Here is a 14,019-nt window from a genome sequence, read left to right on the forward strand (position 1 = left end):
GACCTAGACTGATTCCGTGGCATCCCCGGCAGCAGACGACTACCTCAAGACCGTCTACGCGCACACCGAATGGCAGGACGCCCCGATCACCCCGTCGGTGCTCGCCGCGAAGCTCGGCATCGCTCCGTCCTCGGTCACAGAGATGGTGAAGAAGCTCGCCGCCGCCGGCCTCGTCTCTCATGTGCCATACGGCGCAGTGCGGTTGACGGATGCCGGCACGCGCCGCGCCCTCGCGATGGTGCGGCGCCACCGGCTCATCGAGACGTGGCTGGTGCGGGAGTTCGACTACGGCTGGCACGAGGTGCACGACGAGGCCGAGGTGCTGGAGCACACGATCAGCGACCGGCTGCTGGAACGCATCGACGCCCGTCTGGGGCGCCCCCGGTTCGACCCGCACGGCGACGCGATCCCCGATGCCGACGGCCATGTCGAGCGCGAGCCGTTCGTGCTGCTCGCGGATGCGCCGGTGGGGCACGTGGGACGCGTGCTGCGCGTGGACGACCGGGACCCCGAGATCCTGCGCGCGGTCGAGGCCGTCGGGATCGCGGTGGGTGTCGACGTGTCGGTGACGCCGGGCGGCTTCTCCGTCGACGGCACGCAGGCCGAAATCGCGCATGCGGCGGATGTGATCTGGCTCACGGCCTGACACGTAGCGCCTGAAGCCACCGCCCTGAACCACCACTAATGGGGGTCATCGCCTGAGCATCCGTCGCGGATCTCGTACTGTGGAGTCGACCCGGGGGGGACAGATCCATGTCAGAGGACTTCAGCATCACGCAGTTGGTGCTCTCCACACAGCGCACCGAGCTCGAAGTCTCCGCGCGCGAGCTCGACGCGAAGATGAGCACGGCCCACTCCGCGGAGACCGGGGTGCAGGCGCCGCTGGGGCGGTCATCCCTGCGCGAGATGCTCGAGGGCGCGATCGGCGAGACGCATGCGCTCGTGCAGATCGGGCAGGACGACGTGCTGAAGGTCGCAGGGCGCATCATGGCGCTGGAGACGCAGACGGCCGATCTCGACCTGCAGCTCGGCTCGGGCTGGGAGGATCTCCCGCTGTGACGGCGTCACCGAAGGGCTACCCGTTCGAGCATATCGACTACGACGCGGGCCAGATGAACAGCCTGCACGGGCATCTCGAGGATGCGGCGGAAGAGGTCGGCACGATGCAGCTCGTGCTGCGCAATCTGGCCGACAACCTCGAAGGGCGCGGACAGGCGCTGGGTCAGGCCAAGAGCATGGCGAGCGACGTCGCCACCATGTTCGCCGCGCCTGCCGCTCGCATCCGCCGCATCAAGGGGATCGTCCTCACCTACGGCCAGGGCGCGGAGGAGCACGGCGGACGCGCGAACCAGCTCATGGCGTCGGTGACCGAGGCGCAAGCCGCGGTCGATACTGCCAACGCAGATCTGGCCGATGCCCAGACCGCACTGACCACGTGGGAGGGCAGCGACGACTACGAAGCGTGGAGCTCCGGGGAAGACACGACAATTCCGACTCGGACTCTTCACGCCAAGGACGAGCGCTTCCGCGATGCCGTCGAGACGGCTCAGACCGCGAGCACCACCGCCGCATCCGACCTCGAAGACGCGTGGAACGCCTGGGAGCGCGCATACGAGTCCTGGGATGACGCGTACGCCAGAGCTGTCGCGGCCCTCGCGAGCGTAGACGAGACCTACGTCTCCGCCGCCGATGCCACGACCCTCGCATCCCTCGCCGACGCGGACTCGCCAGCCGAGGTCGCGGCGATCTGGGACACGCTGACGGATAAGCAGAAGGAGCACTACATCGAGAGGTATCCGGGGTTCGTCGGGAACCTCGAGGGAGTGCCGTACGAGTACCGGATCGCCGCGAACGTGAAGACGCTCATGGATGCGGATGCCGTGGAGTGGGGCGATCCGCGCGACACGGAGATCGATGTGCTGCGGGAGGAACTGCGCCGAGGTGGCGTGCCCGTCTCCCTTAACCTCTTCGACAAGAACCAGGCAACGGCAGCGATGCTCTACGTCGACGGTTTCACCTATGACCCCGGCCGGATCGTCGACCCACTCACCGGCGTGACGAACATCACCGTCCTGCTCGGCGGAATGATGACCGAACTGAACCAACTAGGCGATTGGGGCGACACCGCGCAGAACCTCAACGATGCCGTCACCGGGATCACCGCCTCCATTGTGTGGTTCGGCTATGACACTCCCAACCTGGCGACCGTCGCGAGCACAGAGCAGGCTGTCGTCGGGGCGGAGACTCTGACCGGCTTCCTGCGCGGGCTCGATCAGGTCGCTCCTCGCGATGCCATCACCACAGTGATCGGCCATTCGTACGGCAGCACCACTGCCTTTCTCGCGGTCGGCAGCGCCGCCGACAATCTGGGCGTCGACAAACTGATCGCCATCGGTTCGGCGGGACTCACGGATCGCACTCTCGGCGATGATCCGAGCGCGCGCGTCGACTACACCGGAACGAACATCTACGCATCGACATCTCCCGAAGACGCCTGGGCTGAAATAGGACGGTGGGCTCCCGAGAACCCGTTCAGCTGGGGTACGCACCCCATCGATCCCGGCAGCCTCGACGGTGCCGTGTCGTTCGACAGCAACGGTGGCTACGGGCCGAACCAGGACGGAAGCACGCCGACAGAACAGCATCACGACGGCGATCCCTTGCTGCAGACTCCCGGGCACGGAACGCACGACGAGGGCGATTTCCCCATCGGCTCGACGGGCCACCCCGGCGGATACCTGCAAGACGGCTCGGAGTCGTTCGCGAACATCGTGCATATCCTGAAGACCGGCGACCCGCTGACGACACCGGGCGGATACGGAAGCGATGATTGGTGGCTTTGGTGATCCGAGATAGGCACGCACGCAAGCGAGCGCTCGCGGCGCTCGCTTTGGCATTGACAGGAGCGATGATCATGACCGGATGCGACAGCGCGGCCCCCGCGCCGACGGGAGATGCTCTGTATGCGGACGCGAAGCAAACGTATATGGACTATCGGGAGTTCGTGAACGGAGTTCAATCCGTCCTGTCCACTGGGCCCTGGGAGATCGGGCAGTTGGGCGTCTACGGGATGCAACCTGATCAGTGCGACAACGGTGCCGGCTACCGCTTCGACCTCAATCGCAGCCTGAATCTGGACCCCTCTACGCGTGAATCGAACGCCGACGCGGTCGAAGAGCATCTAAAGGATGCAGGTTTGTCCCCGAGCCGCCGCGTCCTCGGAGTTGGAGACGAGTCGCTGATCCAGGTCGCGGTGCGCGACCAGGGCGGCTTCTCCCAGCTCCTGATCGAGTTCGACGGCCAAGGCCGTGTCAGAGTCGCCGCCGACACTTCCTGCCGCCCCGGGGACGCCCATGAGCTCTCCGACATGCTGTTCGGTGACGAGGTCTTCCTCGCCGGATATCTTCCCACCGACGTGGAGTCCCCCACCGACCCGCTGTTCTTCGGCATCACACCGGGAGACCCCCAGTTCGTCCGCGAGACGCCCGCACCGTAGCGTCTCCCACCGACCCGCAGGTGCTCGACACCTCCGCGCAATAGGCTGTGCATATGGCACACCGCGACGACATCGAATGCTGGCTCACCGACATGGACGGCGTGCTCGTCCATGAGAACGACGCCATCCCCGGCGCGTCCGAGATGCTCGCCGGGTGGGAGCGCAACAGCATCCCCTACCTGGTGCTCACCAACAACTCGATCTTCACCGCGCGCGACCTCTCGGCCCGCCTGCGATCCAGCGGGCTGGTCGTGCCCGAGGAGCGCATCTGGACCTCGGCGCTCGCCACCGCCGACTTCCTCGCGCAGCAGTTGCCCGGCGGCTCCGCGTTCGTGATCGGCGAGGCCGGCATCCTCACCGCTCTGCACGAGGCCGGGTTCATCATGACCGAGACGAACCCGGACTTCGTGGTGGTCGGCGAGACGCGCAACTACTCGTTCGAGGCGATCACCAAGGCCATCCGCCACATCAACGCGGGCTCGCGCTTCATCGTGACGAACCCCGATGCCACCGGCCCCAGCGCCGAGGGCCCGATGCCGGCCACGGGCGCGATCGCCGCGCTCATCACCAAGGCCACCGGCAAGGAGCCCTATGTGGTCGGCAAGCCGAACCCGATGATGTTCCGTTCGGCGCTCAACAAGATCGGTGCGCACTCGAAGAAGACCGGCATGATCGGCGACCGTATGGACACCGACATCGTCGCCGGCATCGAGGCCGGTCTGCACACGATTCTGGTGCTCACCGGCATCAGCGACCAGACCGAGATCGAGAAGTACCCGTTCCGCCCCGACGAGATCGTGGACTCGGTCGCCGACCTGCTCCCCACCGTCACCGGCACGATTCCGACGCTCGACGAGGACTGACATGGGTGCACTCGACGAGGGCGAGCGGCTGACGGCAGCGGATGCCGCGGCCTGGCGCGCCTGGCTCGAGGAGCACCACGGGCGTACCCCCGGCGTCTGGCTGCTGAACGTACGCGGAGGCACGGTCGACGGGCTCGGTTACGAGGATGCCGTGCGCCAGGCACTCTGCTTCGGGTGGATCGACGGGCCGGTGCGGACGTTCGACGGCATCAACGCCCAGTGGTTCTCGCCTCGGCGGGCGAGCAGCGGCTGGGCGGCGACGAACAAGGTGCGGATCGCGGAGCTCGAGGCGGCAGGGTTGCTGGCGCCCGCCGGCATCCGCGCGCTCGACGTGGCCAAGGCCAACGGAGCGTGGGAGATGCTCGACGGCCCGGAGGCGGGGATCGAGCCGGACGAGTTCGCCGCAGCGCTCGATGCCTCCCCTGCCGCGCGCGCGAACTGGGACGCGTTCCCGAAGTCGGTCAAGAAGTTCGGCCTCACCCACATCGCGATGGCGAAGCGCCCCGAGACGCGCAGCGCCCGCATCGCCAAGATCGTCTCGGATGCCGCAGAGGGGAAGCGCCCATGAACCAGTCCGACGTGCTGTTCCTGGTGGTGTTCCTGATCCTGCTGAGCTCGCTCACGATCTTCATCGTGCAGTTCGTGCGCTCACGCCGCCGCGGTTCCGACGAGGGTGACGGCCGCGCCGGCTGGTGGGAAGGCCCCTGGGACGACGACCAGCGCCCTCCGCGCTGACCCCGGGCGCCGATCCAGCCGATCAGGACTGCAGGGTCAGGCTGCGCAGGACGGGTACGGGCTCCGGCAGCCGCAACGGACCGGTTCCCGGCGTGATCGTGCCGAGGATGCGCGGAGCGCTCGCGCCGGTTCCTCCCGGGATCACCGCGGGCACGCCGTGCATCGTGCACCAGCCGATCAGCGCGAACAGCACGGCTTCCTTGTTGTCTGCCGAGGCGCCGAGCTCATCCGCCAGCACCACCTCGACCTCGGGCAGCGCGGTGCGCAATCCCTCCATGATGAGCGGGTTGCGGCATCCGCCTCCTGAGACCGCGAGGTAGCCGATGCCCGCCGCCCGCACATCCCGCGCGACCGTCTGCACCGTGAGCTCGGTGAGCGTGCGCACGAGGTCGGGCGTCGAGATCTCGCGTCCGGACAGCAGCGCCCGCACGTAGTCGAGGTGGAAGTGCTCCTTGCCGGTGCTCTTCGGGGAGGGGAGCGTGTAGTACGGGTCCGCGAGCAGCGCGGTGAGCAGCGTCTCGTCGACAGCGCCGGTGCGGGCGATCGCGGCATCCTCGTCGTAGCCGAGGTCGTTCAGCCCCTCATCCACGACCACGGCGTCGACCAGGGCGTTGGCCGGGCCGACGTCGTAGGCCGAGATGCCGTCGCCGACGACCGTGATGTTCGCGATGCCGCCCAGGTTCAGCGCGGCCGAGGTGCCGGGGCGTCCGCGCAGCAGCAGTTCATCGAGGAACGACACCAGCGGGGCGCCGTGGCCTCCGACGGTGATGTCGCGGATGCGTACATCCGAGACCACCGGAGCGCCCACACGCTCGGCGATCCACGCGGGCTGCCCGATCTGCAGGGTGCCGAGAGCGTGTCCGGCATCGACCCAGTGATACACGGTCTGGCCATGCGTGCAGACGGCATCGACTCCCCCGACGGATGCCGCGGCGGTGGCGGCGACCTCGGCGAACGCCTGCCCGATCAGGGTGTCGAGCTCGCACACCTCCGCGAGGGTCGTCTGGGCAGGAGGGAGCGCGGCGACCAGTCGTGCGCGCAGTTCCGGGCCGTAGGGGATGCTGTCCTCGAGCAGCACGTCGCCATGGAGCGCACCGTCGGTCTCGTCGAATTCGACCACTGTGACGTCGATGCCGTCGTGTGAGGTGCCCGAGAGCAGGCCGAGTACGCGCATGCGCAGTCCTTCCGTCGTCTCACCCGAGCCTACGACGTATTTGTTAGGAGAGTGTACGGAATGGGACTCTCCTCTGCACCGCCCGACGAATCGAGCGAGTCTCCACAGCCTCCGGCGCCCGCGGTCTGCGCGGTCTGTCCCAGCCCCCACTTCGAGTAGTTTCGCTGGTGCCCGCCCCACACCCCTAACAGAATGGAGGCATGTTCGTGTCCGCAGAGATCCTGGCGATCGTGGTGAGTGCGGTCGGCATCGTGCTCACCCTCGGTACGACCATGCTCGCGGGCTTCGCCTGGTGCGTGCGGCGCATCGACGCCGTCGACCACAGGCTCGGCGCACGCATCGACGAACTCGATCACCGGCTGACCGCACGCATCGATGCCCTCGACCAGCGGCTCGGCGCACGCATCGACGAACTCGACCAGCGGCTCGGCGCACGCATCGACGAACTCGACCACCGACTGACCGCACGGGTCGATACCGTCATCGACGACACGACCGCACTCAAGATCGCCGTCGCACGGTGGGAGGGTCCGGTACGGCATCTCGTCCTGCCCGGCCACTGACAACGGACGGCGGACTCAGCGTCTGGACTCAGCGCCCGGACTCAGCGCCTGCACTCAGCGCCTGGATTCAGCGCCGGCACTCAGCGGATGACGAGCGCCGCGGCGCCGATCAGCGGCCCCTCGTCGCCGAGACCCGAGCGTACGACGCGGGCTCGCCGCGAGTACTCGTGTGCCGCACTCGCGGTGAGAGCCTGCTGCACCAGGTCGATGTAGTCCTCGGAGACGCGCGAGAATCCGCCGCCGATCGCGACCATGTCCAGGTCGACGAGCGTGGCGGCGTCCGCCAGCGCCTCGCCGACGGCCTTCGCGGAGCGCTCGATCGCGGCTCGAGCGATCGCGTCGCCGGCCGCTGCATCCCGCGCCAGGTCCTCGCCGGTCGCGCCGGTCCAGCCCTGCTGCTGCGCCCAGGCGGCGCTCGCCGGACCGGAGGCGATCTCCTCGAGCGTCAACCCGCCTTCGCGACGGACCTGGCCGAGGTGTCCGGCATTGCCCGTGGCACCGGGAATGTAAGCGCCGTTCGCGACGAAACCGCCGCCGACGCCCGTCGACACGACGATCGCGAGCGAAGAGCGGGCGTCTTTCGTCGCACCGAGCCAGGACTCGGCGAGTGCGAGAGCACCGCCGTCGTGACCGAAGACGGTCGGCAGCTCGCGACCGAGAAGCCCGGAGGCGGTCGTGCGCACGGCATCCGCGAGACCGTATCCACGGGCTGCGGGCATGTTCACGGGGAGGATCTGTCCGACGTTCCGGTCGATCGGTCCGGCACTGCCGATGCCGGCGCCGATGAGCTCGGCATCGGCGGGGAGACGGGCGAGTGCGTGGGCGATCACCGTCGCGATCGCCTCGTCGAGTGACGCGGGCGTCGCGTCCCGGCCCGTGGCCCTGCGGCTGCGGCTTCCTGGCACGAGGGTGCCGTCGTCGGCCACGAGCGCGGCCTCCAGCTTCGTGCCGCCCACATCGACGGCCAGTGCGTAGCGGTTCACTGCGGGTCGAGTCCGAGGTCGTCGAGGTCGAACGCGGCGCGCCATTCGAGCCCCTCGGCTTCGATCGCGGCCTGGGCCCCGGTCTTGCGGTCGACGATCACGGCGACGGCGACGACCTCGGCCCCTTCCCGGCGCAGGGCTTCGACGGCCTTGAGCGCGGACTGTCCGGTCGTGGAGGTGTCTTCCAGCACCACGACGCGCTTGCCCTTGACGTCGGCGCCCTCGATCTGGCGGCCGCGACCGTGGTCCTTCGGCTCCTTGCGCACGACGAACGCGTCGAGCGGGCGCTCGGTGGCGACCGAGGCGTGCAGCACCGAGTTCGCGATCGGGTCGGCGCCGAGCGTGAGTCCGCCGACCGCCACGACATCCAGGTCGCCGATCAGGTCGAGCATGATCCGGCCGATCGCCGGTGCGGCCCTGTGATCGAGGGTGAGCTTGCGCATGTCGACGTAGTACGTCGCCTTCTTGCCGCTGGAGAGGGTGAAGTCGCCGTGGAACACCGCCTCATCCGTGATGAGGTCGAGAAGTGTCTGGCGGTCTGCGTCGAGTGCGGTCACGGCATCCAGTGTAGAAGGCGCGGGCGTCGTGTTCCGCGGGAAGTCTGCGTGTCCGATGCCGCAACTAGGCTGGAGGCATGCGCTTGGCCACCTGGAACGTCAACTCCATCCGCACCCGCGTCACCCGCACCGTCGAATTCGCCGTGCGCGAAGACATCGACGTGCTGGCGATGCAGGAGATCAAGTGCAAACCCGAGCAGTTCCCCTACGGACCGTTCGAAGAGGCCGGGTACCACGTCGAGGTGCACGGGCTGAACCAGTGGAACGGCGTCGCGATCGCGAGCCGCCTGCCGATCACCGACGTGCGCACCGCGTTCGACGGGATGCCGGGTTTCGCCAAGGGCCACGAGGGTCCGGATGCTCCGCTCGAGGCCCGCGCGCTCGGGGTGATGGTCGAGGGCGTGCGGGTGTGGAGCCTGTACGTGCCGAACGGCCGCTCGCTCGACGACCCGCACTACGCCTACAAGCTGCACTGGCTCGAAGCTCTGAAGAACTCCACCGCGGCCGAGCTCGCCGCGAACCCCGACCTGCCGCTGGCGCTGGTCGGCGACTTCAACATCATCCCGTTCGACTCCGACAACAACGACCCCGACATCGTCGAGGGTGTCTCCACGCACGTCTCCCCCGCGGAGCGGCAGGCGTTCTTCGCGTTCCAGGACGCCGGAGTCACCGACGTCGTCCGCCCCCTGCTGCCAGAGGGCTTCACCTACTGGGACTACCAGCGCCTCAAGTTCCCGCGCAACGAGGGCATCCGCATCGACTTCATCCTCGGCTCCCGCACGCTGGCCGACGGGGTCAGCGGCGCATCCATCCACCGCGACGAGCGCAAGGGCGAGCAGCCCAGCGACCACGTGCCGGTGGTCGTCGAGTTCGATCTCGGCGGTGCCGACGAAGACGACGACGATCTGCCGATGATCTTCTCGTGACGCCCCGATCGATTTCAGCGCTGTGGCCATTCGGCTGATCGCGACGGACCTCGACGGCACGCTCCTCGACCCGTCGTCGGCCGTCACGCCGCGCACACGCGCCGCGCTCGATGCCTCCCGCAGTCGCGGCATCCACGTCGTGCCCGTCACAGCGCGTCAGCCGATCGGCCTGCGCGCGATCGCTGCCGACGCGGCGTTCGACGGGTGGGCGCTGTGCAGCAACGGCGCCTACGCGACCCACCTCACCGACGGCCGGATGCTGTTCGCCGAGGAGCTTCCGCCCGAGACCATCCGCACCCTCGCCGAGGCGCTGCGCGCCAGCATCCCTGGACTGCTGTTCGCGAGCGTGCGGGAAGGCGGCGAGACCTTCGTCGCCCAGCACGGCTACGCGGAGATCGCCGACCTCAGCGACCACAAGCGCGACCCCAAAACCATGGGCGGCGTGCCGCTGGAGCAGGTCCTGGCCGCTCCGAGCCTCAAGCTCGTGATCCGGCATCCGGAGCTCGCTCCCGCCGCGCTGTTCGACGCACTGCGCTCGCTGGGACTCACCGGCTTCGAGGCGACGCTGTCCGGTGCGCCGTTCGTCGAGGTGATGGCCGAGGGCGTGACGAAGGCCACCGGCCTCGCCCGCCTGTGCCTGCACCTCGGTATCGACCGCGCCGAGGTCGTGGCGTTCGGCGACGCCCTCAACGACGTCGAGATGCTGCGGTGGGCAGGACGCGGTGTGGCGATGGCGGATGCCGAGCCCCTCGTGCAGGATGCCGCCGACGAGACGACCGCGTCGAACGCCGACGACGGAGTGGCGCAGGTCATCGAGCGACTGCTCGGCTGACCTGTCCGGCTCGGCGAGCTATCCGAAGGTCAACGTCAGCGGGATGGGGCGCCTGCGTCGGTCTCCGTGAGCGTGCCCGTGATGACACAGGGCCCGAATCCGGTGCGCCGCTCAGCCGACGTGCTCCGGACCGTTCTCGACGGCCTCGGGGGTCATGTAGAGGAAGCCCAGCGAGTTGCCGTCCGGATCGTCGATGTCTCGCGAGTACATGAAGCCGTAGTCCTGCGCGGGCTTCGGCTCGGTGCCACCGGCGGCGAGGGCCTTGTCGACGATCTCATCGACATCCTCACGCGAGGTTCGACTGAACGAGACCGACACCTGGGCGACCTCGTGCGGGTCGGCGATGGGCTTGTCGGTGAATGTGGCGAAGAACTCGCGCTTCAGGATCATGAAGAAGATGTCATCCGACCACACCACGCACGCGGCGTTCTCATCGGTGAACAGCGGATTGATCTCGCATCCGATCGCGGTGTAGAACGCCTTGCTGCGGTCGAGATCGGTGGTGGGCAGGTTGACGAAGACCTGGGTCATGGTGACTCCTCTGTCGGTGCGGGGCCGTTCCCCGTCGGCTTCCGAAGTCGATGCTCGTCTCTCCGAGGGCGACGGTCAACCCTTGTCTGCGGGGGTTCGTCCGTCTCACGGGGGATGCCCCGGCATCCCCCTCCGCCCTACGGTGGGAGGATGCCGTTCACCCGCACGCCGACCGACCGCGACCGCCGCAACGACGTGCTGCTGGCGGCCGTGCTGTTCGTCGGAGCCGTCATCAGCGCCGCCCTGTCGTCGATCGCGCAGATCTACGGCGACGAGCAGGCGCCGCTGTGGACCGCGCTGATCTACGCCGTGGTCGTGACCACCCCCCTCGTGTACCGTCGCCGCTGGCCCGGCATCGTCGCCGCCGTGACCTCGACGGCCTACTTCGTCGCGGTGACCGTGAAGGTGCCGGAGCTCTACGTCGGCAACATCGCGATGTTCATCGGCCTGTACTCGGTCGGCGCCTGGATGAACGACCGCCGCCGCGCCATGATCGTGCGCACCGCGATCATCATCGGCATGTTCGCCTGGCTGCTGATCACCATGTACTACGAGGCCATCAATCAGGCCGAGGAGGCCGATGTCGTCGCCGGGGCGTTCTCGCCCTACATCGCGTTCATGATGCTCCAGATCCTGCTGAACGCGCTCTACTTCGGCGGGGCATACTACTTCGGCGAGCGCGCGTGGGCGTCGGCCGCCGAACGGACGGTGCTGGAACAGCGCACGATCGAGCTGGAGCGCGAGCGTGAGGTCACCGCCGCGCAGGCGGTCGCCCTGGACCGGGTGCGCATCGCGCGGGAGCTGCACGATGTGGTCGCCCACCACGTGTCTGTCATGGGGGTGCAGGCGGGGGCCGCGCGGCTGGTGATCGACCGGGATGCGGCCGAGTCGAAGCGCATCCTGACCGGGATCGAGTCCTCCGCGCGCGACGCGATCAGCGAACTGCGCCAGCTGCTGGAGACGCTGCGCACGCCCGGCGGCGACACCGCGGAGCCGGCATCCACCCTGACCCTCGACGACATCGCCGAGCTCACCGCGTCCTCCACGGAGGCCGGGCTGCCCACGGAGTACACGGTGATCGGCGAACCCGTGCCGGTGCCCTCGGTGGTGGCTGTGAACCTCTACCGGATCGCGCAGGAGTCGCTCACGAACGCCCGTCGTCACGCGGGCGTCGGAGCGACGGCGGATGTGCGGGTGCGCTATGACCACGACGGCGTCGAGGTCGAGATCGTCAACACCGGCCGCACGGTCGGTCAACTGCGCCCTGGCCTCGGGCAGCTCGGCATGCGCGAACGTGCGATCGCCTCCGGCGGCACGATCGAGGTATCGCCGCGGCCGCACGGCGGATTGCGGGTGCGGGCACGTGTACCGCTCTCCCCTGCGACCAAGGAGCTCGCATGACCACCACCCCCATCCGCGTGCTCATCGTCGATGACCACGCGATGCTCCGTGCGGGGTTCCGTACGATCCTCCAGACGCAGCCCGACATCACGGTGGTCGGCGAGGCGGCGACCGGCGCGGATGCGGTTGTTCAGGCATCCGCTCTGCACCCCGACGTCATCACGATGGACGTGCAGATGCCCGACATGGACGGCATCGAGGCGACCAGACTCATCGTGGCCGACCCCGAAGTGGCCGCCGCGATCGCGATCGTCACGACCTTCGACCGCGACGACTACCTGCACAGGGCGCTCGAGGCCGGAGCCAGCGGGTTCCTGCTCAAGAACGCCGACGCCGAGGACCTGATCGCCGCCGTGCGCGCTCTCGCCGCCGGCGACGGGATGCTCGCGCCGGAGGTCACGCGTCGCGTGCTCGCCCGGTTCGCCGCGACGCCGACCCCTCCCGTCACGGCATCGGTCTCGACGGCACCCGCACGACCCGCGACCGTGCTCGCCGAGCCGCTGACCGAGCGCGAGTCCGAGGTGCTGACGCTGCTCGCCGACGCCCGCAGCAACGCCGAGATCGCCGGAGCGCTGTACATCGGCGAGGCCACGGTGAAGACGCACGTGTCGCGCATCCTGCAGAAGCTCGGCGCGCGGGACCGCGTGCAGGCCGTCGTGCTGGCGCACCGCCTCGGGCTCGCCTAGAGCGACCGAGCGACGCGCACCGGGCGCTAGCCTCGGAGCATGCCAGACACCGCTGCGATCTCCCGCCCGAACGGGGTGTCCCGCCCGATCCTGGCCGGCGTCGTCACGGCGCTCGTGGGCTTCACGAGCTCCTTCGCCGTCGTGCTCACCGGGCTCCACGCCGTGGGCGCGACGCCCGCGCAGGCGGCCAGCGGGCTTCTCACCCTGAGCCTGACGATGGGCCTCGCGTGCATCGTGCTCGCCTGGCGATATCGGATGCCGATCACCGCAGCGTGGTCGACTCCCGGCGCCGCACTGCTCGCCGCGACCGGCGCGGTGGAGGGCGGGTGGCCGGCCGCGGTGGGCGCCTTCCTCGTGGCCTCCGCACTCATCCTGCTGACCGCGCTCTGGCCGGCGCTGGGCGCGCTGATCGCCCGCATCCCGCCGTCGATCGCCCAGGCGATGCTCGCCGGTGTGCTGCTGCCGCTCTGCCTCGCACCGATCACCGGCCTCGTGGCGAACCCCTGGGGCGTCGTGCCCGTCGTGGTGACCTGGCTGATCTTCGCCCGGTTCGCGCCGCGGTGGGCGGTTCCACTGGCCTTCGTCACGGCGGCCGTGGTCGTCGCGGTCACGCTCGTGCAGGCGGGGGCGCCCGTCGATCCCGCGCTGCTGCTGCCGCGATTCGAGCTCACGGCTCCGAGGTTCACGGTCGGCGCGCTGGTCGGCCTGGCGCTGCCGCTGTTCATCGTGACGATGGCCTCGCAGAACGTCCCCGGCGTCGCGATCATGCGCAGCTTCGGGTACGAGGTGCCCTGGCGCCCGGCGATGCTGGTCACCGGACTCGGCACCGCGCTCGGCGCACCGGCCGGCGGGCACGCGATCAACCTCGCCGCGATCAGCGCGGCCCTCGCCGCAGCGCCGGATGCCGACCCCGACCCGCGACGACGCTGGGTCGCCGGAGTCTCCACGGGTGCGTCGTACCTGGTGCTCGGCGGGTTCTCGGCCGCGTTCGCCGCCCTCGTCCTCCTCGCGCCCGAGGCCGTGATCCCCGCGGTCGCCGGTCTCGCCCTGTTCGCCGCGTTCGGGTCATCGGTGCAGCAGGCGATCGACGACCCCGGCGAACGGCTCCCCGCCGTGGTGACCTTCCTGGTCGCGGCATCCGGCGTCGCGGTGCTCGGCGTCAGCGCCGCGTTCTGGGCGCTCATCGCCGGCCTTCTGGTGCGCACGGTGCTGCACACCCGGCGCTGACGCCGGAGTCCTCTGCTCCGGCATCCGCCGGCATCCGCCGAGCGG

At 69.1% G+C, this 14,019-nt stretch carries 17 protein-coding genes; 13 read left to right on the forward strand and 4 right to left on the reverse strand.

Annotated features, from left to right (window positions below):
• Positions 1-16 precede the first annotated feature (16 nt).
• From KZC51_RS00995 to KZC51_RS01025, 7 genes are all read left to right on the forward strand, one after another.
• A complete protein-coding gene (locus tag KZC51_RS00995; protein ID WP_247628159.1) occupies positions 17-646 on the forward strand; it encodes a metal-dependent transcriptional regulator in 630 nt (209 codons plus the stop codon).
• 107 nt (positions 647-753) lie between these two features.
• Positions 754-1,059, forward strand: a complete 306-nt coding sequence (locus KZC51_RS01000; RefSeq protein ID WP_247628160.1) for a hypothetical protein — start codon at positions 754-756, stop codon at positions 1,057-1,059.
• Positions 1,056-2,846, forward strand: a complete 1,791-nt coding sequence (locus KZC51_RS17800; RefSeq protein WP_247628161.1) for an alpha/beta hydrolase — start codon at positions 1,056-1,058, stop codon at positions 2,844-2,846. Before KZC51_RS01000 ends, KZC51_RS17800 begins: the two co-directional genes overlap by 4 nt.
• Positions 2,847-2,914: 68 nt before the next feature.
• Positions 2,915-3,496 carry a hypothetical protein gene (locus KZC51_RS01010; protein WP_247628162.1) on the forward strand — a complete coding sequence of 194 codons (582 nt, stop codon included), beginning with the start codon at positions 2,915-2,917 and terminating at the stop codon, positions 3,494-3,496.
• A 53-nt stretch (positions 3,497-3,549) separates the two neighbouring features.
• Entirely contained in the window at positions 3,550-4,359 is an 810-nt protein-coding gene (locus tag KZC51_RS01015; RefSeq protein WP_247628163.1) for an HAD-IIA family hydrolase, read from the forward strand.
• A gap of 1 nt (position 4,360) precedes the next feature.
• Positions 4,361-4,927, forward strand: coding sequence for a YdeI/OmpD-associated family protein (locus tag KZC51_RS01020; RefSeq protein WP_247628164.1), 567 nt, complete (start codon positions 4,361-4,363; stop codon positions 4,925-4,927).
• Positions 4,924-5,094: a hypothetical protein gene (locus KZC51_RS01025; protein WP_247628165.1), complete on the forward strand. Its 171-nt coding sequence runs from the start codon at positions 4,924-4,926 to the stop codon at positions 5,092-5,094. Before KZC51_RS01020 ends, KZC51_RS01025 begins: the two co-directional genes overlap by 4 nt.
• 22 nt (positions 5,095-5,116) lie before the next feature.
• Here KZC51_RS01025 and KZC51_RS01030 read toward each other — a convergent pair whose 3' ends face one another.
• On the reverse strand, positions 5,117-6,268 hold the full coding sequence (locus KZC51_RS01030; protein WP_247628166.1) for an anhydro-N-acetylmuramic acid kinase: 1,152 nt from the start codon (positions 6,266-6,268) through the stop codon (positions 5,117-5,119).
• A gap of 200 nt (positions 6,269-6,468) precedes the next feature.
• Between KZC51_RS01030 and KZC51_RS01035 the strand changes: the two genes are divergently transcribed.
• Positions 6,469-6,831 (forward strand): apolipoprotein A1/A4/E family protein, encoded by a 363-nt coding sequence (locus KZC51_RS01035; RefSeq protein ID WP_247628167.1) that lies wholly within the window; start codon positions 6,469-6,471, stop codon positions 6,829-6,831.
• Positions 6,832-6,911: 80 nt separating this feature from the next.
• Here KZC51_RS01035 and KZC51_RS01040 read toward each other — a convergent pair whose 3' ends face one another.
• Both KZC51_RS01040 and pyrE read right to left on the reverse strand, forming a co-directional pair.
• Positions 6,912-7,814, reverse strand: a complete 903-nt coding sequence (locus tag KZC51_RS01040) for an ROK family protein (protein ID WP_247628168.1) — start codon at positions 7,812-7,814, stop codon at positions 6,912-6,914.
• Positions 7,811-8,371, reverse strand: a complete 561-nt coding sequence (gene pyrE, locus KZC51_RS01045; RefSeq protein WP_247628169.1) for an orotate phosphoribosyltransferase — start codon at positions 8,369-8,371, stop codon at positions 7,811-7,813. The genes KZC51_RS01040 and pyrE overlap by 4 nt, the downstream gene beginning before the upstream one ends.
• 77 nt (positions 8,372-8,448) lie before the next feature.
• Between pyrE and KZC51_RS01050 the strand changes: the two genes are divergently transcribed.
• Positions 8,449-9,297 carry an exodeoxyribonuclease III gene (locus tag KZC51_RS01050; protein WP_247628170.1) on the forward strand — a complete coding sequence of 283 codons (849 nt, stop codon included), beginning with the start codon at positions 8,449-8,451 and terminating at the stop codon, positions 9,295-9,297.
• A gap of 22 nt (positions 9,298-9,319) precedes the next feature.
• Positions 9,320-10,129, forward strand: coding sequence for a Cof-type HAD-IIB family hydrolase (locus KZC51_RS01055; protein ID WP_247628171.1), 810 nt, complete (start codon positions 9,320-9,322; stop codon positions 10,127-10,129).
• Between the two features lie 111 nt (positions 10,130-10,240).
• On the opposite strand, the gene KZC51_RS01060 is transcribed toward KZC51_RS01055, so the two are convergent.
• The gene (locus KZC51_RS01060; protein WP_247628172.1) at positions 10,241-10,660 is read right to left on the reverse strand and encodes a VOC family protein; all 420 of its coding nucleotides are present in this window, start codon (positions 10,658-10,660) and stop codon (positions 10,241-10,243) included.
• Between the two features lie 150 nt (positions 10,661-10,810).
• Here KZC51_RS01060 and KZC51_RS01065 point away from each other — a divergent pair, with 150 nt between their 5' ends.
• From KZC51_RS01065 to KZC51_RS01075, 3 genes are read left to right on the forward strand one after another with little or no spacing between them, the layout of a single operon-like run.
• Complete coding sequence (locus KZC51_RS01065; RefSeq protein WP_247628173.1) at positions 10,811-12,061, forward strand: sensor histidine kinase; 1,251 nt, start codon at positions 10,811-10,813, stop codon at positions 12,059-12,061.
• Positions 12,058-12,747, forward strand: a complete 690-nt coding sequence (locus KZC51_RS01070; protein ID WP_247628174.1) for a response regulator — start codon at positions 12,058-12,060, stop codon at positions 12,745-12,747. Before KZC51_RS01065 ends, KZC51_RS01070 begins: the two co-directional genes overlap by 4 nt.
• Positions 12,748-12,786: 39 nt before the next feature.
• A complete protein-coding gene (locus tag KZC51_RS01075; RefSeq protein WP_247628175.1) occupies positions 12,787-13,974 on the forward strand; it encodes a benzoate/H(+) symporter BenE family transporter in 1,188 nt (395 codons plus the stop codon).
• The last annotated feature ends 45 nt before the right edge of the window (positions 13,975-14,019 follow it).

The organism is Microbacterium croceum (assembly GCF_023091245.1).
In the GTDB taxonomy this organism is placed as follows: Bacteria; Actinomycetota; Actinomycetes; order Actinomycetales; family Microbacteriaceae; genus Microbacterium; species Microbacterium croceum.